Below are 19,637 nucleotides of genomic sequence, written 5' to 3'. Positions count from 1 at the left end.
GCTCAACACATCAATGCGTTGAGCCCGCTTTATTTTATCTGGCTAATCAATAACATAATGGTTATCTTAAAGGTTTTCTTCTGCAAACTCGGCTAAACGACTTCGTACCACACCATTAAGGTAAATATTGGCGCTACCATCAAAGTGTTTAAACCGTTCAACAATATAGGTTAAGCCTGATGTCACAGGTGATAAATAATTAGAATCAATTTGCGCCAAATTACCCGAGCACACCAACTTAGTGCCTTCACCACAACGGGTAATAATGGTTTTAATTTGGGAGGCGGTTAAATTCTGGCACTCATCAAGCAACACAAACGCATTTTGAATGGAACGCCCACGCATAAAGTTTATCGATTTAAATTGAATATTGGCTTTATCAAAAATGTATTTCATTGATCCATCAGTACAGACATCATGTTTATGTAGCGCTTCCATGGTATCAGTAACGGCAGCTAACCACGGCAGCATTTTCTCTTCTTCGGTCCCCGGTAAAAAACCGATAGATTCAGCAATTTCAGGAGTATTTCGAGTGACAATAATTTTGTCATACATGCCTTTTTCTATCACTTGTTCCAGTGCCGCTGCCATGGCTAAAATGGTTTTACCACACCCTGCTGGGCCAGTTAAGATCACCAAATCAATGTTAGGATCGAGCATCGCATCCAACGCCATTCCCTGATAAATATTTTTAGGATGCACTCCCCATGCCTGACGGTGCATTAAACGCTCATAACTAATATCTTTAATGGTGACCTCTTCACCTTCAATCGTTTTTATACGCGCGGCAAATTCTTGACTATCATCCAGTAAATATTGATTCACATAAGGGCTTTCAAATAACGTTTTTGGCAGGGTATGTAAGGTTGAACTACCTCGATTTTCAGAATGACATTCCGCAACATTACTCCAAAAATCACCACTATAGCGATGAAATCCCTTACTGAGTAAAGCCACATCATCTATCAACTGATCAGAGCGATAGTCATCGACATTCAACACCCCAGCGCCTTTTGCTCGTAGGCGCATATTGATATCTTTAGTGACTAAGACTACGCTTCTTGGAGCATGTTTTTGTTGTAAAAAAAGCACGCTATTAAGAATACGATTATCGCCGGCTTTATCGCTAAATGCATGTACCGTTTGCTTAACTTCATAGTCAGCAAAAATAGCGATAGTGCCATTGTGAGCAATTTTATCGTTAAAGGTAATACCCGCTGCAATTTGCTCCGGAGTTGCATCATGAAAAATATTTTCAAGGGCACGAATAGCTACCCTTGCATCACGAGAAACATCACGTTTACTGTCTTTGATACGATCTAATTCTTCCAATACCGTCATGGGGATCACCACGTCGTGCTCTTGGAAAGAGAAGATAGCGTGAGGTTCATGAAGCAGAATATTTGTATCTAATACAAACAGTTTCCGTTCAGCGTTGTCCATAAGCACCTCCTTGATAGGGTAGATAGCAAGTAACTTACTGTCCTCTTTTAGCTTACGTCAAAATCAGTGATTTAGTTAAATAGTGACGCAATAACTATTAAGACCGAAATAAATGAAACCAAAATGACAATGAGACTCACGCCTCTTTTAGACACTTTCACCGTGACCTTAATCACATCATGCAGTAACATAACTCCCCCCATTTTTGAGTTATGCGTGTGGCGTATTATCCATCTATGCATTTAGTTTTATTATAGACGATAAACAGACAACGCGAATTATAACATTTTCCTTTATATCAAATAATTAGAAGGTTTCTAGCACTATGCCATTTGCTTTGGGTCAACGTTGGATCAGTGATACAGAAAGTGATTTAGGTTTGGGCACAGTCGTTGCTATTGAGCCACGCACTGTTAGCTTGATGTTTCCAGCATCAGATGAAAACCGTTTATACGCTCGCCATGATGCACCCGTTACCCGTGTAATGTTTAATGTTGGCGATGTGATTGAAAGCCATGAAGGCTGGTCGTTAAAAGTAACTACGATCGAAGAAGATAAAGGAATTATCACTTATATCGGTACCCGTACCGACACTCAAGAAAGTGATGTGGCGTTACGAGAGATCTTTTTAAGCCATCAAATTCGATTCAATAAACCACAAGATAAGCTTTTTGCTGGTCAAATCGATCGCATGGATCGTTTTGCACTACGTTACCGTGCGCTAAAAAATCAATATGAGCAGTTAAAAAGCCCATTACGTGGTCTGTGTGGCATGCGTGCAGGTTTAATTCCACACCAGCTTTATATCGCTCATGAAGTCGGTCGCCGTTACGCACCACGTGTATTGCTGGCTGATGAAGTAGGTTTAGGTAAAACCATTGAAGCGGGCATGATTATCCACCAGCAAGTGCTGTCTGGTCGTGCTGAACGTATTCTAATTTTGGTACCAGAAACCCTGCAGCACCAATGGTTAGTAGAAATGATGCGCCGCTTTAATCTGCATTTTTCTATTTTTGATGAAGAGCGTTGTGTTGAATCATTAGCTGATGCAGCTAACCCTTTTGATACCGCACAGTTTGTATTATGTTCACTTGATTTTCTGCGCAAAAGTCGTCGTCGCTTTGAACAAGCCCTTGATGCCGATTGGGATTTATTGATTGTCGATGAAGCCCATCACCTAGAATGGAGCGAAGAGCGTCCAAGTCGTCAATATCAAGTAGTTGAAGCGATTGCAGAAAAAACTCCAGGGGTATTATTGCTAACAGCGACGCCTGAACAATTAGGCCGTGAAAGCCACTTTGCTCGCCTACGCTTATTAGATCCTGACCGTTTTTATGATTATGAAACGTTTGTTGAAGAAGAGCGCCTGTATGAACCTGTTGCAGAAGCCGTATCTCAATTACTGGCAGGTGAAAAACTCGATAGCAATGCTAAGCAAACCTTAGTCGACTTGCTTGCCGGCCAGGATGTTGAGCCGATGATCACTGCGATTGAAAATGCCCCCACGGCAGATGACGCCGAGGCACTTGAAGCACGTCATGAGTTGATCCGTAATCTAATGGATCGCCACGGCACAGGTCGCGTATTGTTCCGTAATACTCGCTCTGCAATCAAAGGTTTCCCTAAGCGTCACCTTAATATGTACCCATTGCCAATGCCAAACCAATACAGCACCGCCATGCGTGTTGCAGCCATGATGTCTGGTAAATTAAGCATTAACGAAAAAGCGATTAAACTGCTTTACCCTGAAGATATTTATCAAGAGTTTGAAGGGGAATCAGCCACATGGTGGAACTTTGATCCTCGCATTAACTGGCTGTTAGATATGCTAAAAGCCAATCGTAATGAGAAAGTATTGGTGATCTGTTCTCGTGCGCAAACGGCATTAACGTTAGAACAAGCATTGCGTGAACGTGAAGGTATTCGTGCGACTGTGTTCCATGAAGGAATGTCGATCATTGAGCGTGACAAAGCAGCAGCTTATTTTGCGCAAGAAGAAAGTGGCGCTCAGGTATTAATCTGTTCAGAAATTGGCTCTGAGGGACGTAACTTCCAATTTGCTAATCAACTGGTGATGTTTGATTTACCAAGTAACCCAGACTTACTAGAGCAGCGTATTGGTCGTTTAGATCGTATTGGTCAGCAACGTGAAATTGAAATTCATGTGCCGCACCTTGAAGGTACTTCACAAGCATTACTGGCACGCTGGTTTAATGAGGGTTTAAACGCCTTTGAAGAAACCTGCCCAACAGGCCGTCCGGTTTATGAAGCGGTATGTGAGGACTTAATCACGCTACTTGCCAGCGATAAGCAAGACAATGATGCATTGGAAGCGGTGATCACTCAAAGTGCAGCGCTACATAACCAACTTAAAGCGAAATTAGAGCAAGGTCGCGATCGCCTTCTTGAAATTCACTCTAATGGTGGTGAAGCAGCACAACAATTAGTTGAGCAAATCAGTAGCAAAGACGGCGATACCAACTTAGTTTCTTTCGCGCTGGGCTTATTTGACACTATCGGCCTTAACCAAGACGATAAAGGTGAAAACGCCATTGTTGTCACACCGTCAGAACACATGATGGTCGCGAGCTACCCAGGTTTACCGTATGACGGCTGCACGATCACCTTTGATCGTAACACCGCGTTATCACGCGAAGATCTGCACTTTATCAGTTGGGAACACCCAATGATTCAAGGTGGTATCGAATTACTATTAAGTGAAGGCGTTGGCACAACAGCTGTTTCATTGCTAAAAAATAAAGCACTGCCAGTCGGTACTTTGTTATTAGAACTGATTTATGTGGTTGATGCCCAAGCACCAAAACAATCAGGCATTGGTCGTTTCTTACCAAAAACACCGATTCGTATTCTGCTTGATAGTAAAGGTAACAACCTGTCTGCAAATGTTGAGTTTGAAAGCTTTAACCGCCAGTTAAGCCCGATTAATCGTCATTTAGGCAGCAAGTTGGCTAACTCAGTACAAAAAGATATCCATACTCTTATTGCTCATGCTGAACGTGAAATTGACAAAGAGTTAGTCTCTGTACGCAGCCAAGCACAAGCCGAGATGGAAGCGACATTACGTGCTGAGCATCAACGTTTACTTGCACTAAAAGCAGTCAACCCTAACATTCGTGATGACGAGTTAGAGTTAATTGAATCTCAAATTTTAGATTTAACAGACTACATTGCTAAAGCTCAGATTCAACTCGATTCATTACGTCTGATTGTTGTAAGCCACAACTAATTATTGATGTTACCGCTCTAAAAATTTAGCCGCCGATGATATGTTTACTGCATGCTATCGGCGGTTTTTTTATAGCTACGATGCTATATACATACCAATTGAAAGGCATTCATATTAGTATGCTGACCAATTTTTTCACTCTCACCAATGAGCGCACCATGAAACCATTGCCTGTGTTGAACTACAATCCACCGACCGATCCTTGGTTGGATACCCTTTTTGTTGATAATGATATTATTGCCGTCAACAAACCTGCAGGTCTGTTATCAAATCCAGGTCGTCAACCTGAGCATCATGACAGTGTATTTGCGCGCGTATTAGCTCTGTATCCACAATCACAAATTGTGCATCGGCTAGACATGGGTACATCAGGTTTAATTGTATTAGCACTCAATAAAGCAGCTGAACGCCATTTCAAAGCGCAATTTCGTGAACGTGAAACCCAAAAGGTCTATTACGCCCGCGTATGGGGACATCTTGAACATGATAGTGGTACAGTCGATTTGCCACTGATTTGTGATTGGCCCAACCGCCCACGTCAAAAAGTATGTTTTGATGATGGCAAACCGTCAGTGACGCATTATGAAGTATTAAGTCGCGACGAAAACAGCACCTTAGTTCGATTGTTACCGATCACAGGTCGCTCACACCAGTTACGAGTACATATGCAAGCACTAGGACACCCTATTTTAGGTGATAAGTTCTATGCCAATGAAGAAGCAATTGCAGCGTCACCACGACTGTTATTGCACGCAGCAGAGCTTACTTTTACCCACCCTGGTAGCGATGAACCAATGCATCTTTTTGCACCGTGTGAGTTTTACCCACAAGCACCAACTCAAACAATTTACCCATAAGCGGTAGGCATCTTGAATAATGAATGCTAGCGTAAAGCCTGCATTCATTGTTTATTGAGGTTACCCATGGAAACCATCGTTTTTCTTGATCATGGAACCATTCCGGCGCACATCAGCCTTCCTCGTCCTAGCTTTTGTCATCAATGGCATCAATACGAGACCACAAAGCCCGCACAAGTCATTGAACGACTTAAAAATGCAACTATAGCGATCACTAATAAAGTGGTCCTTGATAGCCAAGTGCTGACACAATTACCCCAACTTAAATTCATTGCTATTGCCGCGACGGGCACCAACAATGTTGATCTCAATTACTGTCGTAGCCACAATATTAAAGTGGCTAATATTCAAGGTTATGCCACCCGCTCAGTACCAGAGCATGTTATTGCGATAATTTTTGCCCTTAAACGCAACTTGGCAGGTTATCAACAAGACATCGCTAACGGTGAATGGCAACGCCAGCAACAATTTTGTTTTTTCACTCATTCCATTACTGATGTTGCTGGCTCAACCTTAGGTATTTTTGGTAATGGCAGTTTAGGTCAAGCTGTTGCGACACTGGCACGCGCAATTGGCATGGAGGTTTTATTTGCCGAGCATGCTGGAGCAAGCCAGTGCCGAGATGGTTACCACCCTTTTGAGCAAGTGTTGCGTGAAGCCGACATCATTAGTCTTCATTGTCCACTCACTCCTGCAACCACAAATATGATTGCTGAACCGCAATTCGCTCTGATGAAATCAAATGCGATTATTATCAACACTGGTCGTGGGGGCTTGATAAATGAAGTCGAGTTAATTGACGCATTACTAACAAAACAAATTGCAGGCGCAGGAATTGATGTCTTTACTCAAGAACCAGCACCAACATCGAATCCTTTAATTGCCCATAGTCATTTACCAAATTTAATTTTAACCCCACATGTGGCATGGGGTTCCGACTCTGCAATTCAAACATTAGTAAATCAATTGATTGATAATATTAATAGCTTCCATTTAGGCACCGATAAAAATCAGCTTTAATCTCGATTTTTAGCTACAAAAAAAGCGAGCATTTACGCTCGCTTTTTTATATGACGATTCAACCATCATTACTATTAACGGACTATTTAAAACCCTTTTCTTTACGGATCAAATCATAAGCAGCTTGTAACTCTTGCGTTTTTTGCTTAGCGATTTCCATCATTTCTGGTGGTAAGCCTTTTGCGGCCAACTTATCAGGATGGTGTTCATTCATTTGTTTACGGTAGGCACGTTTAACTTCTTGTGCTGAGGCATCATCATTCACACCCAACACTTTAAATGCATCCGCTAACTGATCGCGTGTAGGCGGTGCTTGAAAACTACCACCTTGTTGATGATACTGCTGATGAAAGCCCCCCTGCTGAAAACGGAATGCGGCTTCTTGCATTTGCAAACGTTGCTCGAGTTGTGCTTCTGAGAAACCCAGGAAACGCGCAATCACATGCAGCAACTCACGCTCTTTCGGGTGTAATTGGCCGTCAGCAAATGCCGCTTGAATCTGCAGCTCTAAGAAAAACTGTAGCAGATCAGCCCGCCCAGCACGGCTACGGACACGATTAAGAGTTTCTTCTAATGGAAAGTTATCTTCTTTGCCTTCACGAAACGCATTTTGTGCTTGGCGACGAGACTCACCTTGCAGCCCCATACGATCCATAATCGTACTCGCCACTCGAATTTCGTTTTCAGTCACACGGCCTTTGGCTTTTGCCATGTGCCCCATGGTGGCAAAACAGGCATTAAAAAACTCTGCTTGGCGCTCAGCATTGGTGGCATTTTTACCACCAAATCCACCAAATCCACCATTCATTTGGCGCGCATAAGCTTTATCAAATTGATGACCAATAAATAGCCCGATCAACAATCCAGGTAGCTTACCAATAGAGAGTCCTAGCAACGCGCCAATAATTTTTCCCCATATACCTGTTCTCTGCATTCTATACTCTCTGGTAATTCGTTAATTTTTTCACTGTTTACCCAACAGCATGCGCTGAAAAGATGCCGTCGCGTTAAATTTGCATTATGATAGCTGTCATTTGTCGGGAATGCTTGTAAAAAGCGCAACAATTCGCCTTGCACCAAATTGATACAGGAATGTTGAATTAGATGTCACTTACCTCTCACAGTTTACTAGCCACAATGATTAGCTTAGCCCTTTATGGCCCAGCAATGGCTGCCGACATCACTCCTACAAGTGGTGATAGTCACAACCAACCTACTATTGCAGATCCCGCTAATGATGCGTCTCATGGTAACAAAGATCCTCTTGCGATGGTACGTGGCGTCTGTATTCCAGAAAAAGATCGCCAACAAGATACCAACAACGAACCGATCCATATCAGTGCTAACCGAGTAGAAGCACAGCAAAATAAAACTGCCGTTTATTCTGGTGATGTGGTCGTCAAGCAAGGTACTCGTACAATTGTTGCCGATAAAGCAACCTTACAACAACCAGACAATATTGTGACCGCTAACGGTAATGTTTTCTATCAAGATGGTGGCATGGATATTGATGCCAAGCGCCTTACTAGCGATCTTGATACTAAAGATGCTCAAATGGATGACGCAGTCTACCAAATGACCTGTCAGGCCGGTCGTGGTGATGCCAAGTTAATTGAACGTCGCAATGTTGACGGTACTCAATTTTATGAAATGAAAGATGGTACTTACACCACCTGTCCTAGTCGCGATAAGAGCTGGCGTTTTGCTGCTGGTAGTCTAGAACGAGAGGGGGAGTCACCATTTGCAGATTTATATAATGCCCGTTTTGAAGTACTCGATTTTCCCATTTTTTATCTACCGTGGTTACGCGTACCTGTAACAGATCAACGCCTGACCGGTTTCCTTTATCCATCGATTACCTACGGCTCCAAGAACGGCATGGAGCTTGAAACACCCTTTTATTGGAATATCGCTCCTAATTACGATCTAACTTTTACACCTAAATACATGAACCACCGTGGGTTGCAATTAACCTCCGAGTTCCGTTATTTGACCGATTTGGGTCAAGGCAAAATGATCGGCGAATATTTAGGGCACGATAAAAAACACCAAGATTACGATAAGCGTTGGGGTATTCAGTGGACACACAGCGGGATTATCAATAAAAACTGGTTGCTAAATATTGATTACAGCAAGGTCAGTGATCCTAAGTATTTTGATGACGTCGACTCAATTATTGGTCAACGTGAAGATAATAACCTGCTGCAAACGGCATCATTGGCATACCGTAATGCTAATTGGGACACCAGCTTAATGGTACGTGACTTTCAACCACTGACAGAAAGTGGCGAAGGCACTCAATACCGTTTAATGCCTCAACTATCAAGTACGTACTATAAATCTGATCTTCCATACGGTTTAGATTTTACGCTGCCGATGAGTATCAGTAAATTTGATACCGATGATCGCGCTAAACCAACAGCAGATCGGGTTACCTTTGATCCAACATTAACCTTGCCTTATGCGACACCATGGTGGTCGGTTACCACCCAAGCCAAATTAAATTACGCTCATTACAATCAACAATTTGATGCTAAGTACAACCCTAATTTAAGCACCCTCGATAAAACAGTTGATCGTACTGTGCCTGAATTTAGAGTTAACAGTAGCTTATATTTTGAGCGTGACACCTCAATAATGGGTGAACATTACACTCAAAGTTTAGAGCCACAACTACAATATTTATACGTTAAAAATGTTGATCAATCAGGGATTTATAACCCTGTTAATTATAATGGTGGTGGTTACGATTCAACCCGTCTACAACAAGACTATTATGGTTTGTTTAGCGACCGTACCTACAGTGGCCAAGATTACATTGCACCTGCCAACCAATTTACGGTCGGCGCCACAACACGTTATTATGATGCTAATTTTAAGGAACGTTTTACCCTTTCATTGGGTCAAATATTCTATATTGATAAACCGGTCGCTGATGGCAGTGAAGCAAAAAGCTATTCTGCAACTGCATTAGAAACCGAATTTAACCTTGATGATAATTTATTCTTCAAGAGTTCAATGCAATATGACTCAAGTGAAAATGAAGTCCAGCAAGGCAGTACCGCGGTTGAATACCGTAATGGACGTGTTTTCATTCAACCAAGTTACCGTTACGTATCCAGTAATTATCTAAATCAATACGTTGCTAATCCAAATCCAGTGATCCCTAATACTAATGGTAAACGAGATGGTATCTCACAATTAGGTCTATCGACGGGTTTCCCTATTAACGATAATATTGATATTACTGCAGATTATTTCCAAGACATGAATGTCAATAAAATGCTAGAGAGTCGTGTAGGCCTAGTTTACCGCTCAGCATGTTGGATGATTGGTCTAAGCTATAATCGCTACGCAAAAGATCCATTAAGTCAAGACTTTACTGAATATGATAGCAATGTCAGTTTCTCATTTAGTCTGCTAGGGCTACAAGGTGCACGACCATTAGGTCAAGCTTCTGATGATGGCGGCAATATCTTAGGCTATGCTGACCCATTTACACTTAAAAATTAATGATCGTGGCGATAATACATATCGCCACTCAACATGACGGACTATAAATGAAAAAGTGGAAGTATTCGGCGATAAGCGTAATGCTAATGGGGATGACAGCAACTGCTATGGCAGCTCCTCAACCGCAAGAATTAAATCAAATTGTTACCACAGTTAACGATGGTGTCATTTTGCAAAGTGACGTTAATGCTATGCTAAAAACCGTCCATCTTAATGCTGCAGCGGAAGGTCAACAATTGCCTCCAAACAATATCCTACGCCAGCAAGTGATGGATAAATTGATCATGGAAACGCTACAAATCCAGCAAGCAAAACAGCTGGGTTTACGTATTGATGACAGCCAACTTGATCAAGCTATTGCTGATGTCGCTAAACAACGTAATGTCACTGTTGCCCAGTTACGCCAACAGTTAGCTAATGCTGGAATTAGCTTCTCGATGTTCCGTGAGCAATTACGTAACGATATGTTAGCCTCTGAAGCGCGTACTATTATTGTCCGTAAGCGGGTCAATATTTTGCCACAAGAAGTCGATAGTTTAGCGGCACAGCTTGCGAAGCAAACTCAGCAAAACGTGCAATACAACATCAGCCAAATTCAAATCGCTGTTGATGATGATGCCGATAAAGCAACCCGCGAAAAAGCTAAGCAAGAAGCTAACAAGATTTATGGCGAGCTAAAACAAGGCGCTAACTTCGCTGAATTGGCTTACCGCTACTCAAAAGGCCCTAAAGCCCTTAAAGGTGGTGAGTGGGGCTGGATGAGTAAAGATGAAATGCCAACAATTTTTGCTGACCAAATTAAAACCAGCAGCAAAGACAGTATCATTGGTCCTTTCCGTAGCGGCGTTGGTTACCATATTTTAAAAATCAATGACGTTAAAGGCATGCCGACAGTATCTGCGGTTGAAGTAAAAGCACGTCATATTTTAATTAAAACCTCCATTATTTTAAGTGACGCCGCAGCGAAAAAAGAATTACAACAAATTCGCCAGAAAATCATTAGTGGTAAAGAAAGCTTTGCCGCAGCGGCAAAACAATACAGTGAAGATCCAGGTTCTGCTACCAATGGTGGTCAACTAGGTTGGCAACTTCCTTCAATGTATGCCCCTGCTTTTGCAAAAGAAGTGGAAACATTGCCAGTAGATCAAATTAGCCAACCGTTTAAATCTCAGTTTGGCTGGCATATTGTAGAAGTAGAAGGTCGTCGTAATGTCGATCGTACTGAAGCTGCATTAAAGAATCGCGCGGCACAAATTTTATTTAATCGTAAGTTCAATGAAGAAGCACAAACGTGGTTACAAGAACTACGTGCTGGTGCCTACATCGAACAAATGAATAAGGTAAATAATGGCTAATAACAAGCGTATGGCTAACCCACAACGGATTGCGATCACCCCTGGTGAACCGGCAGGAATAGGCCCAGATTTAGTCATTGCCTTGTGTCAGCAACATTGGCCGCACCAACTTGTGATTTGTGCTGATGCGCAGGTTATGGTAGAACGTGCGGCTCAATTAGGTTTACCGCTTACTATTTTGCCCTATCAATCTGAGTTACCCGCGATGCCACATCAAGCGGGAACAATGACAGTAGCTCAAATAGACAGTGCCACTGAGGTTGTCAGTGGACAACTTGACGAACAAAATGGGCTCTATGTATTAGCAACATTAGAACGTGCCGCTTCTGGTTGTATGAGCGGTGAGTTCGCCGCGGTTGTTACTGGCCCCGTCCACAAAGGGGTCATTAACCGCGCTGGTGTTTCTTTTAGTGGTCACACTGAGTTTTTTGCTCAGCAATCAGAGACAGCACAAGTTGTGATGATGCTGGCAACAACAGGGTTACGGGTTGCATTAGTAACAACCCATATTCCGATAAGCAGTGTTTCTAAAGCTATTACTGAACAACGACTTAAGCAAGTTATTCGTATCTTGCATGCTGACTTAGTGACTAAATTTGGTATTGCGTCGCCGAAAATTTATGTTTGCGGGCTCAATCCTCATGCCGGAGAAGACGGCTGTATGGGAATGGAAGAAATTGATACTATCATTCCAACATTAGAACAACTGCGTCAGCAAGAAGGCATAAATTTGCTTGGACCATTTCCAGCAGATACTATCTTTCAAGAAAAATATTTAGCTGATGCCGATACGGTATTAGCCATGTATCACGATCAAGGGTTACCGGTGCTGAAATATAAAGGCTTCGGTAAATCAGTCAACATTACGTTGGGACTGCCCTTTATCAGAACTTCAGTAGATCATGGTACCGCACTGGAACTCGCAGGTACTGGGCAAGCAGATATAGGTAGCCTTCGGACAGCGCTATCCCACGCCCTCGAATTGGTAGAAAAACAAGCATGAGCAGCGATCAAGTCCATTTAGGTCACCGTGCGCGTAAGCGCTTTGGCCAAAACTTTTTAAAAGACCCATATATTATTGATGGTATCGTATCAGCGATTAACCCTCTACCAGGCCAAAACTTGGTAGAAATTGGCCCCGGCCTTGGTGCTATCACAGAGTATGTTGGTAAGTTAGTTGATAAATTTACTGTTATCGAACTTGACCGAGATTTGGCGGAGCGTTTACGTAATCACCCCGATCTAGCGTCAAAACTAACCATCCATGAAGGCGATGCAATGCGCTTCGACTTTACGCAACTTATTAAAGAAAATAATAAGTTACGTATTTTCGGTAACTTGCCTTACAACATCTCAACCCCGCTAATGTTCCACATTTTTGAGTTCCATAAAGACGTACTAGATATGCACTTTATGCTTCAAAAAGAGGTGGTTAATCGTCTTGCAGCGGGCCCTGGTAGTAAAGCTTACGGCCGTTTAACAGTTATGGCGCAGTACTACTGTAAAGTAATGCCAGTATTGGAAGTGCCGCCAGAATCTTTCGTACCAGCACCAAAAGTAGATTCAGCGGTTGTACGTTTAACGCCGTATGAAGTATTACCATTCCCATGTACTAACCTTAAATGGCTAGATCGTGTGTGTCGTGAAGGCTTCAACCAGCGTCGTAAAACGATCCGTAACTGTTACAAAGGCTTGTTCACACCAGAACAACTGGAAGCACTTGGTATTAACCCAGGCCACCGCCCAGAAAACATTACCGTAGAACAATTTGTTGCTATGGCTAATTGGCTTGACGCTAATTTCCAAAAAGAAGAGCAATAACGTTAGCGCGCATTAACAACAGCGCCCATAACACAATAACCCTGTGTAACATGTCACGTGTTATACAGGGTTTTCTTTATTTATTAGCCAGCAATACTAAAATGAGAGTAAATCATCAGCAAAGGATATTGCCTATGAGTATCTCATCTCCTCCAACTATCAAATGCCATGTTGTTAGTCATTATCTTGCAGAACAGTCACAACCCGATCAGCAACGTTACGTATTTTCTTATACCATCACCATTAAAAATTTAGGTCGCGGCAGCGCTCACCTTCTAACACGCTATTGGTTAATCACTGATGCTAATGGTAAAAAATTGGTTATCGAAGGTGAAGGCGTTGTCGGACAACAACCTCATATTAACGCCACTGATGAATTCACTTATACCAGTGGTACTATCATCGAAACTCCTGTTGGTGTGATGCAAGGTCAATACACCATGGAAGATGAGGTAGGTAATCGTTTTAAGGTTGAAGTCGCACCATTTCGACTAGCAATGCCGAACATTCTTCATTAACCTAATGCGATTAATTTCATGTTAATTAACGCATTGTTAATGGGAGCACCATGGCGACTTATCTTGTCGGTGATATTCAAGGCTGTTTACCCGACTTAAAAAAACTATTAGCCCAAGCAAATTTCGATCCTCACCATGATCATTTATGGCTTGCAGGCGATCTGGTTGCACGCGGACCTGAATCTTTAGAAACATTACGTTTTGTAAAAGCATTAGGCGATCATGCGACGGTCATTTTAGGCAATCATGATCTGCATTTATTAGCGGTATCTCACCAACTAGCGCGCGCGAAAAAAAGCGATAATATCCATCAAATTTTCACCGCAGAAGACAGCAAAGAATTACTTGATTGGTTACGCCACCAGCCTCTATTAGCTGAACACCCAGATTATCCATTGGTAATGGTTCATGCAGGTATTACGCCGCAATGGTCACTTGAACAAGCCCGTTACCACGCTCGTGAAGTCGAACAATTGCTACAGTCTGATGACTATTTATGGTTATTAAAAAACATGTATGGTGATGGCCCTGATTGGTGGCAACAGGATCTGTCACGATTGGAACGACTACGGTTTACGATCAACAGTTTTACACGAATGCGCTTTTGCGATCCTCTGGGGCGATTAGATATGCACTGCAAAGTACAGCCAAATGATCCCACAGTTGGTGATCTGATCCCATGGTTTGATGTTCAACGTGTTCAACCTATAGAAAAAACCATTATCTTTGGTCATTGGGCTGCACTAATGGGTCATCAAGATCAGCATTGTATTGGCTTAGATACTGGCTGTGTCTGGGGCAATAGCTTAACCATGCTGCGCTGGGAAGATGGACAACGATTTGTCACTGAATGCCCGCTCTACGCCTGATCATGACATATAACAATGCCGACAATGATTGTCGGCATTGGTGATCATCGATATTGTGGTTATTTGCTACGATCGCGCTAAGATCACAAACTCCATCGCATAGGCATTGTTATCATCACTATCATGGTGCTCTTTGGTCACCACTTGCCAATCATTTCCCCAGTTAGGAAACTGAGTATCGCCGTCAAGATCCGCATCAATGAAGGTTAAATACAAACTATCAGCAATCGGCAGACAAACTTGATAAATGCTACCACCACCAATGATCATCAGTTCTGGCGCATCACCAGCGGCTAATTTAGCTGCAGCAATATCGTTAACAACAGTGATCCCTTCGGCTACAAAGTCAGGATTACGGCTAATGACAATATTCAATCGCCCTGGTAATGGTCGCCCAATCGATTCAAAGGTTTTACGTCCCATCACAATCGGTTTACTCATAGTACAACGTTTAAACCATGCAAAATCTGCGGGCAAATGCCACGGCATACTATTATCTTTACCAATGATCCGATCATGAGCCATTGCTGCGATCATACTGATCTTCATTATTGTATCTCCATTCACACTATCAGTGCGCGCATTATAATTCTGCTGTAGTTATACCACAGGCCGACGACGATAAAATAGTAACCCAGGCATGGCTAATCCAATTGCTAATGCTGCAACGATAAACATCGCTTTTAACACGTTATCAATCATCAATCCCCATAAAGCCAGTGAGAAGCCACGGTGATTAATTTCAACGATAGCAATCATGGCTTTAAAAGCAAATACTCCCGGTACCATTGGAATCAATGCAGCAACAGTAAACACTTTAGGGTGGGCTAAAAAGCGGTGCGACCAATGGACACCGATCATACCGACTAAGGTCGCTGCAACAAAAGTTGACCATTCAATTGACAGTCCCCAATACATTAATAAGAACCGTGTTCCATGGCCAATTGCGCCACCAATAGCACAATATTTCAATGCTTTTTGAGGCACATTAAACACCAGCGCAAACCCTAATGCGGGGATCATTGCCAAAAGCATATCATTGAGTAACGCCACTATTAACGTCATAGTAACCACCCCCACACATCAAGCACATTCATCGCTGCTACAATCCCCATGCAGGTTGATAACGTGAGTAAACTCGCCATCGTCCAGCGCGCTAAACCCATACAGGGAAAGCCTTTTACCATATCAGCGACGGCATTAATTAATGGAAAGCCAGGCACTAACATCAATACCGATGAAGCCATGGCTAAAAAGGGTTGCTCGCCAATATTATACACTTCACCAAGGCCTGATATTAAGGTGGTTACAAAAGCAGTTACGGCGGCGGATTAAAGTGATAACTGGCAATTTGTTGGCGGACATACATCCCCACTGATGATGCACAAAACGTCAGCATAAATACCGGCCAATCACCGCCGGCTAAACGACTAAATGCCGCACATGATAAGCCAATCATCAGCACCACTAACCAGCGATTATAACGCTCTGTTTTAAGGTTTTGTAACCGTGATTGGACATCGCGACAGTCTAATAACCCGCGCTCAACAAGAATACAAATACGTTGAATATCTGTCACTATTTGCATATTAATACCGCTATCTTGGCAGCGGCGAGTGGTGGTAATACAGGAGCCTAAATGACGGGTACTGATCACCATTGAACTGACTGATAATGATACTTCAACATGTTCAACTCCCAATGCCAATCCCAGTCGACGCGTCACATCCATAATGACCGAGCTTTCGGCACCATGTTGTAATAACCGTTGACCTGCTTCAATGGCTAATCGAGTCAATTGCCGTTGTTGAGATTCGGTTAATGGCTGCAGTACTCTCTCCATGTCGATATCCATTTATAATCCATTATAAAACACATTTTGTAACAACTAGCATACCTAACCTACAACCGTATACGTTGATTAAGCACAAAAAAAGCCACACCTTAACGGTATGGCTTATTCGCATAAAGCACGATCAGAACTTATGGCTTATAGATGATCTCAACATCGTAATCATCTTCATTCCAGTCATCCCAATCATCATCATCGCCGTCTTCATCCTGAACTTTCTTAATTTGTTCAGCGTGGTAATCATCCCACTTAAAGTCGACTTTATCTTCTTTCTGTTCTTCAACTTCGTACTTAACACGTGGCAAGGCGTCGATAGCAGCCATCAGATCATAAGTCAGCTCTTTAGTACCAATGCGATTTAACGCTGAAATACTGTAATGCTTACCTTCCCATGCTAATGCTTCAAGCACTTCGGTGATCTTTTCTTGTGCTTGTTCTTCGTCAAGAAGATCTGCTTTGTTAAACACGATCCAGCGTGGCTTATTACCTAACTTATCACTGTATTGCTCAAGCTCGTTGATAATAGTAAAGGCATTCTCTACTGGATCAGAACCATCTGCAGGTAGTAGGTCAACCATGTGCAATAACACACGACAACGCTCAAGATGCTTCAAGAAACGAATACCCAAGCCAGCACCGTCAGCAGCACCTTCAATAAGACCTGGAATATCAGCAACCACAAAACTGCGCTCTGCATCGACACGTACGACGCCCAAGCTTGGAACTAGGGTTGTGAACGGGTAATCAGCTACTTTCGGCTTAGCAGACGATACAGCGCGAATGAAGGTGGATTTACCCGCATTAGGTAAACCAAGCATGCCCACATCAGCTAAAAGTAGAAGTTCAAGACGTAAATGACGAATTTCACCTTTACTACCCATACTCTTTTGACGAGGTGCACGGTTTACAGATGATTTGAAGCGGGTGTTACCTAAGCCGTGGAAACCACCCTTAGCAACCATCACTTTCATACCATGTTCAGTAAGATCGGCAATCACCTCACCAGTATCTTCATCAATGGCACGTGTACCAACTGGTACGGTTAATACTTTATCCGCACCGCGTTTACCCGTACAGTTACCACCGCGACCATTTTCACCACGCTCAGCAGCATGGAAACGCTCAAAACGGTAATCAATTAGCGTATTAAAGTTTTCATCAGCGAACAGGTAAACATCACCGCCGTCACCACCGTCACCGCCATCAGGGCCGCCACGAGGAATGTACTTTTCAGTACGAAAACTTACTACACCGTTACCGCCATCACCGGCATCGGCGCGAATAACCGCTTCATCTATAAACTTCATTTTTTTCTCCGCACTGTGGCGTTTAACGTACAGCGATAACGGCATTTAGCACAGATCATCGCGTAGTAATTATTGTTATGGACCTTGACTATTTGCTTTGGCGAATAAACTTATGGCCTATAGCACAGCAAACAGCGCCACTTACCACAACCATAGCACCGAGATAGCCCCATATATTCAAAGAGACTGTCGCAACATATTGTGGCCAAGCCAAACTCGCAAGATCGACAAATAATATCGTAAACAAGGGAGTCAGTGTGATCACTGCACTCACTTGTGATGCTTGCCAACGGGCCATTGCTTCTGCAAATGCACCATAGCCAACAAGCGTATTAACACAACAGAATAACAGCATCCCTAATTGGCGGTTATCCATTGTTAAAATTTGTTGTGGTTGTGCCATTGGGGTCAGTATTACAGCACAGATGATATAAATCATCAGTAATATTTGTGCTGATGAAAACTGTCTTAATAACCATTTCTGCGCTAAGCCATAAACGACCCACACTAACGCAGCGGCAACAGCAAGACTAACACCAAGAGTATAGCCAGAAAAACTGGTAAACAACTCAATCAGCCGTTCATTAAAGAATAAGATCAAACCACTAATTAAAGCAATTACACCAATAATTTGATGCCGACCTAATTTTTCTTTAAATATCCATGCGCTCGACACTAATAGCATCACCGGCGCTAATTGGATAATAACTTGTACCACAGGAGGGTTCAGGTATTTCAATGAACTGTTATACAGCACAAAGTTACCCGCAAGGCCAACGCTGGCGATGGCTAGCACCACCCAGCTCATTCGCCCAAGATTTGATATTGTTGGTAGTTGCTTTCGCCACGCTAAAAACAGGCCTAAACCCAACGCCGCAGTTATAAAGCGATACCAAACAATCGTAAAAGGATCCATCACTTCTACAGCTTGTTTCATTGCAATTGGCAATGCCCCCCAAAAAACGGCAGTTGTCATCGCAAGAAAGAAACCAATCATCGGGCCGCGGTTAATCATAAACCCTCCAGATATAAAAAGCCCCGCCAAAAAGGCAGGGCTTTAATATTCGTGTCGATTCTGAAAATTATTCAGCGTCGATAGATACGAATTTACGGTTTTTAGGACCTTTAACTTCAAACTTCACTTTACCATCAGATAGAGCGAATAGAGTGTGGTCTTTACCTAGGCCAACGTTTGTGCCAGCGTGGAACTTAGTACCACGTTGACGAACGATGATGTTACCTGCTAATACAGACTCGCCACCGAAACGCTTAACACCTAGGCGTTTGCTTTCTGAATCACGGCCGTTATTAGTAGAACCGCCAGCTTTTTTATGTGCCATCTTTAAATTCTCCTGTTATTAAGCGCTGATGCCAGTAATTTTGACTTCAGTGAACCACTGACGGTGGCCCATTTGCTTACGAGAGTGCTTACGACGACGGAACTTAACGATTTTAATCTTATCGCCACGACCGTGAGTAACAACTTCAGCTGTTACTTTACCGCCAGCTACGAACGGTGCGCCTACAGTTACTTCTTCGCCATTAGCTACTAAAAGAACTGAGTCAAATTCAACGTTAGCGCCAGTTTCAGCGTCTAATTTTTCTAAGCGTAAGGTTTGGCCTTCGCTTACACGGTGTTGTTTACCACCACTTTGGAAAACAGCGTACATGTCTTACTCCGCTTCTCCGCATAGGCCATTTGCCACGTCTAAAATGGGCAATGGGTATGCGCTTAATCTTGTCATCAATAGGGCGCGAATGTTACGCGAAAAGAGACTTTGTGGCAAGCCATTCTCGAAAGAAAATTGGTGAAAAGCTACCCAATCCAAAAACTG

Annotated in this window: 17 protein-coding genes and 1 pseudogene; 9 read left to right on the top strand and 9 right to left on the bottom strand. The window is 42.8% G+C overall.

The genetic code is table 11. The features are described 5' to 3' along the window. Positions 1 to 66: 66 nt before the first annotated feature. Positions 67 to 1,443 carry a PhoH family protein gene (locus BTN98_RS00160; RefSeq protein ID WP_060998506.1) on the bottom strand — a complete coding sequence of 459 codons (1,377 nt, stop codon included), beginning with the start codon at positions 1,441 to 1,443 and terminating at the stop codon, positions 67 to 69. Between the two features lie 325 nt (positions 1,444 to 1,768). On the opposite strand from BTN98_RS00160, the gene rapA reads away from it, so the two are divergent. The 3 genes from rapA (at position 1,769) to BTN98_RS00145 (ending at position 6,567) form a co-directional block, all read left to right on the top strand. Beyond that, positions 1,769 to 4,690 carry an RNA polymerase-associated protein RapA gene (gene rapA / locus BTN98_RS00155; protein ID WP_060998505.1) on the top strand — a complete coding sequence of 974 codons (2,922 nt, stop codon included), beginning with the start codon at positions 1,769 to 1,771 and terminating at the stop codon, positions 4,688 to 4,690. Positions 4,691 to 4,848: 158 nt separating this feature from the next. Further along, the gene (rluA, locus tag BTN98_RS00150) at positions 4,849 to 5,547 is read left to right on the top strand and encodes a bifunctional tRNA pseudouridine(32) synthase/23S rRNA pseudouridine(746) synthase RluA (protein WP_060998504.1); all 699 of its coding nucleotides are present in this window, start codon (positions 4,849 to 4,851) and stop codon (positions 5,545 to 5,547) included. Positions 5,548 to 5,613: 66 nt separating this feature from the next. Then, on the top strand, positions 5,614 to 6,567 hold the full coding sequence (locus BTN98_RS00145) for a D-2-hydroxyacid dehydrogenase (protein ID WP_060998503.1): 954 nt from the start codon (positions 5,614 to 5,616) through the stop codon (positions 6,565 to 6,567). Positions 6,568 to 6,649: 82 nt separating this feature from the next. On the opposite strand, the gene djlA is transcribed toward BTN98_RS00145, so the two are convergent. Next, positions 6,650 to 7,501, bottom strand: coding sequence for a co-chaperone DjlA (djlA, locus tag BTN98_RS00140; protein WP_060998502.1), 852 nt, complete (start codon positions 7,499 to 7,501; stop codon positions 6,650 to 6,652). Between the two features lie 170 nt (positions 7,502 to 7,671). On the opposite strand from djlA, the gene lptD reads away from it, so the two are divergent. The 6 genes from lptD to BTN98_RS00110 all read left to right on the top strand — a co-directional run bounded on the left by lptD (position 7,672) and on the right by BTN98_RS00110 (position 14,643). Then, a complete protein-coding gene (gene lptD, locus BTN98_RS00135) occupies positions 7,672 to 10,080 on the top strand; it encodes an LPS assembly protein LptD (RefSeq protein ID WP_060998501.1) in 2,409 nt (802 codons plus the stop codon). A 47-nt stretch (positions 10,081 to 10,127) separates the two neighbouring features. After that, positions 10,128 to 11,435: a peptidylprolyl isomerase SurA gene (gene surA / locus BTN98_RS00130; protein WP_060998500.1), complete on the top strand. Its 1,308-nt coding sequence runs from the start codon at positions 10,128 to 10,130 to the stop codon at positions 11,433 to 11,435. A 10-nt stretch (positions 11,436 to 11,445) separates the two neighbouring features. After that, entirely contained in the window at positions 11,446 to 12,438 is a 993-nt protein-coding gene (pdxA, locus tag BTN98_RS00125; RefSeq protein WP_060998571.1) for a 4-hydroxythreonine-4-phosphate dehydrogenase PdxA, read from the top strand. Continuing rightward, entirely contained in the window at positions 12,435 to 13,256 is an 822-nt protein-coding gene (gene rsmA / locus BTN98_RS00120) for a 16S rRNA (adenine(1518)-N(6)/adenine(1519)-N(6))-dimethyltransferase RsmA (RefSeq protein ID WP_060998499.1), read from the top strand. Before pdxA ends, rsmA begins: the two co-directional genes overlap by 4 nt. Positions 13,257 to 13,390: 134 nt before the next feature. After that, positions 13,391 to 13,774 carry a Co2+/Mg2+ efflux protein ApaG gene (gene apaG / locus BTN98_RS00115; RefSeq protein WP_060998498.1) on the top strand — a complete coding sequence of 128 codons (384 nt, stop codon included), beginning with the start codon at positions 13,391 to 13,393 and terminating at the stop codon, positions 13,772 to 13,774. Positions 13,775 to 13,824: 50 nt separating this feature from the next. Continuing rightward, complete coding sequence (locus BTN98_RS00110) at positions 13,825 to 14,643, top strand: symmetrical bis(5'-nucleosyl)-tetraphosphatase (RefSeq protein ID WP_060998497.1); 819 nt, start codon at positions 13,825 to 13,827, stop codon at positions 14,641 to 14,643. Between the two features lie 66 nt (positions 14,644 to 14,709). Here BTN98_RS00110 and folA read toward each other — a convergent pair whose 3' ends face one another. From folA to rplU, 7 genes and pseudogenes are all read right to left on the bottom strand, one after another. After that, positions 14,710 to 15,192: a type 3 dihydrofolate reductase gene (gene folA / locus BTN98_RS00105; RefSeq protein ID WP_060998496.1), complete on the bottom strand. Its 483-nt coding sequence runs from the start codon at positions 15,190 to 15,192 to the stop codon at positions 14,710 to 14,712. A 51-nt stretch (positions 15,193 to 15,243) separates the two neighbouring features. Continuing rightward, positions 15,244 to 15,708, bottom strand: coding sequence for a threonine/serine exporter family protein (locus tag BTN98_RS00100; RefSeq protein WP_060998495.1), 465 nt, complete (start codon positions 15,706 to 15,708; stop codon positions 15,244 to 15,246). Next, positions 15,705 to 16,486, bottom strand: a pseudogene (locus tag BTN98_RS00095) (threonine/serine exporter family protein). The gene BTN98_RS00100 and the pseudogene BTN98_RS00095 overlap by 4 nt, the downstream one beginning before the upstream one ends. A 140-nt stretch (positions 16,487 to 16,626) precedes the next feature. Continuing rightward, positions 16,627 to 17,802 carry an Obg family GTPase CgtA gene (gene cgtA, locus BTN98_RS00090; protein ID WP_060998494.1) on the bottom strand — a complete coding sequence of 392 codons (1,176 nt, stop codon included), beginning with the start codon at positions 17,800 to 17,802 and terminating at the stop codon, positions 16,627 to 16,629. A gap of 88 nt (positions 17,803 to 17,890) precedes the next feature. Next, a complete protein-coding gene (locus BTN98_RS00085; RefSeq protein ID WP_060998493.1) occupies positions 17,891 to 18,817 on the bottom strand; it encodes a DMT family transporter in 927 nt (308 codons plus the stop codon). 67 nt (positions 18,818 to 18,884) lie between these two features. Then, entirely contained in the window at positions 18,885 to 19,142 is a 258-nt protein-coding gene (gene rpmA / locus BTN98_RS00080) for a 50S ribosomal protein L27 (protein WP_036796188.1), read from the bottom strand. A gap of 18 nt (positions 19,143 to 19,160) precedes the next feature. Beyond that, the gene (gene rplU, locus BTN98_RS00075) at positions 19,161 to 19,472 is read right to left on the bottom strand and encodes a 50S ribosomal protein L21 (RefSeq protein ID WP_036796189.1); all 312 of its coding nucleotides are present in this window, start codon (positions 19,470 to 19,472) and stop codon (positions 19,161 to 19,163) included. Between the last annotated feature and the right edge of the window lie 165 nt (positions 19,473 to 19,637).

Origin of the sequence: Photobacterium aquimaris (genome assembly GCF_002954455.1) — a bacterium.
Lineage (GTDB): Bacteria > Pseudomonadota > Gammaproteobacteria > Enterobacterales > Vibrionaceae > Photobacterium > Photobacterium aquimaris.
Note: the sequence above shows the minus strand (reverse complement) of the source record. Positions and strands in the feature narration are given on the sequence as shown.